Source organism: Streptomyces sp. NPDC059900 (assembly GCF_050270335.1).
Taxonomy (GTDB): Bacteria; Actinomycetota; Actinomycetes; order Streptomycetales; family Streptomycetaceae; genus Streptomyces.
Genome location: NZ_JBNNJZ010000874.1, coordinates 1 through 2,485 on the forward strand (window position 1 = coordinate 1; position 2,485 = coordinate 2,485).

Annotated in this window: 3 protein-coding genes; all 3 read left to right on the top strand. The window is 72.2% G+C overall.

Features of this window, described 5'->3' with window-relative positions; all coding sequences use genetic code 11:
• Nucleotides 1-472: 472 nt before the first annotated feature.
• Nucleotides 473-973: a SigE family RNA polymerase sigma factor gene (locus ACQKIP_RS45170; protein WP_365853790.1), complete on the top strand. Its 501-nt coding sequence runs from the start codon at nucleotides 473-475 to the stop codon at nucleotides 971-973.
• Nucleotides 966-1,313: a hypothetical protein gene (locus ACQKIP_RS45175; RefSeq protein ID WP_365853792.1), complete on the top strand. Its 348-nt coding sequence runs from the start codon at nucleotides 966-968 to the stop codon at nucleotides 1,311-1,313. Before ACQKIP_RS45170 ends, ACQKIP_RS45175 begins: the two co-directional genes overlap by 8 nt.
• Nucleotides 1,314-1,430: 117 nt before the next feature.
• Nucleotides 1,431-2,485 (top strand): mannosyltransferase family protein (locus ACQKIP_RS45180; RefSeq protein WP_427745662.1); only part of this gene is annotated, 1,055 nt, incomplete at its 3' end.

A 2,485-nucleotide genomic window follows, 5' to 3' on the forward strand; every position in this document is an offset into this window, starting at 1 on the left:
CGCCACATCCCCATACGCAAGCTCCGCCTCCCCGCCGCTCCAGACAATGAGCTCGGCAGCGTCGTCACCGGTTTCGAGACTCATCCAGGCACTGGGCTTGTCCCAGTCCGCGGGCGACTGGCCGATGGCACCGTGATTCCGCACGCCCGCAGTTGTCGCTCATGCTCGGCGAACCACGCCTTGAGCCTCTGCAGCAAGTCAGCCACGGCAAACCCCCTTCCTCACTGCTCCGGCCACGGCCCGGGCACGCGGACCAGAAATAGTGTCAGTGCCGGGCCCGCCCCGCCCATGCGAGACCTACATGACGATCACCCTCGGCTGAGGCGCAACACCTTTCAGAGGGAGCGCCTGCACCCTGCGTTCCCGACGCAACGCGTGACGACGATCACTCCGCTGCCTTCGTGCCGGTGTCAACCGGAGTGGGTCCGGCGAGCGTATGCCTGGTGAAACGAGAGAGATCCAGGAGTGGTCGTTGACCGTCGAGGAGTTCGAGAAGTTCTATGCCCAGACGGTCACACGTCTCACGGGGCAGCTGTACGTCATGCTCGGCGACCTGCATGAGGCACAGGACGTCGTGCAGGAGGCGTTCGTACGGGCCTGGCGGCACCGGCGCCGGCTCGATCGGGGCGGGCAGCCCGAGGCCTGGATCCGCACCACCGCCTGGCGCCTGGCGGTGAGCCGCTGGCGTTCTCGGCGGCGCACCACGGAGGCCTGGCAGCGCACCACCGCTCCGCCGGACACCGAAGGGCCCGGCCCCGAGGCCGTGGTGCTCGTGGACGCGCTGCGCACTCTGCCCGCCCAGCAGCGCCGCACGATGACCCTGCACTACCTGTGCGACCTGAGCGTCGAGCAGATCGCCGGGGAAACGGGCCTGTCCAGCGGCACGGTCAAGACACATCTGTTCCGCGGACGAGCCGCGCTCGCCAGCCGCCTGAAGGACCCGCGCATCGAGGAGGAGGCTTTCGATGTCTGAACCCAACGACGCGTTGCGCTCGCTGTTCCATGAGGCCGCCGACCGCGGCCAGGCCCAGGCGGGACCAGCGCCGTTCGCGCAGATCGCCGAGCGCGGCAGGAGGTCGCAGCGCCGCCGGCGCGCCCTGGTCGTGCTGGCCGCGTGCCTGGTCCTGGGCGGCGGCGGAGCGGCGGCGGTCACGCTGCTGCCGGGCGATCCGGCGCCGGTGCCCCCGGCGAACACACCGTCCCAGCCCGCGCCGTCGCCGATGGACACCGCCCCGCCGCCCTCCTCCACGCCGGCGAACGACCCCTCCCGCTTCCCGTCCCACTCCGCCACCACGACCTCGCCCCCGCGCTGAGCCCGAACGGCCGGCCCGCGTCTGGCCGCTCCCCAACGCCCCTGCCCTGACACCCCGTGACCCGGCGGACCCCACCGGCCGGTGCCGCATGTCCGCGCACACCTTGAAGAGTCCTTTATGCCCCTTTTCATACCCTCGCCGGTCACGCGGCCGTCCGAGCGCCCGACCGCCCCCGTACAGCCCGGCACAGGCAACAGGCCGCCGCCCGCCGGGCCGTCCCTCCGCCGCTCCCGCCGTGCCGCCCTGCGCCTGTCACCCGCAGACCGCGAAGTGCTGTGGCTGTATCTGCTGACCCGCCTGGCCATCTGGATCACCGCCTACTGCGCCCGCTGGCTCTTCCCCGCCAACCCCGACACCCGGAAGCCCGACAGCGTCCTCGCTCCCTTCCAGCACTGGGACTGGGCCCACTACGTGCACATCGCGCGCGACGGTTACTTCCCCGGCGGAGCCGGTCCCGCGCTCAGCGGCTGGGACAACCGGGAGGCCTTCTTCCCCGGCTTTCCGCTCCTGCTGCGCGCCGTGCATGTCGTGGTGCCGCACTGGACCGCGGCCGGCCTGCTGATCTCGTTCGCCGCCGGGGCCGTCGCCGTCCTCGCGCTGGCCCGGATCGCCCGCCTGTACTTGGGCCACCCCTCCGCAGGCCGCCGCGCCGCCCTGTTCCTGCTCCTGTCGCCCTGCGCCGTGTTCCTGGCCGTCGGCTACACCGAGGCCCTCTTCCTGGCCCTGGCGCTGCCCGCCTGGCTCGCGGCCCAGCACCGCCACTGGCCCCTCGCCGCCACACTGGCAGCCCTCGCCGCCACCGTCCGGGTCACCGGGCTCTTCCTGGCCGCCGCCATCGCCCTGCACTTTCTGCTCACCGCCCGCACCCACCGGCGCTGGACCGCATTGCTGTGGCTGGCCCTGCCCGCCCTCCCGGCCGCCCTCTACAGCTGGTATCTGCACGCACACACCGGTGACTGGACGGCATGGCAGAGCGCGCAGGAACGCGGCTGGCACCGCAGCTTCCACCTTCCGTGGGAAGCGTGGTCCCGCACCTGGGACGCGGCCTTCTCGCACACCCAGGCCACCGGGTACGCCGGGATGTTCCAGGCCGAACTCCTCGCCATGGGCGCGGGCCTGCTCCTGCTTGCCCTGCTGGTCAGGCGCCGCCGCTGGCCCGAAGTCCTCTACCT

What these genes read in the sequence shown, in the direction of transcription:
- ACQKIP_RS45175 (WP_365853792.1), top strand. Translation starts at nt 966, where the DNA reads ATGTCTGAACCCAACGACGCGTTGCGCTCGCTGTTCCATGAGGCCGCC.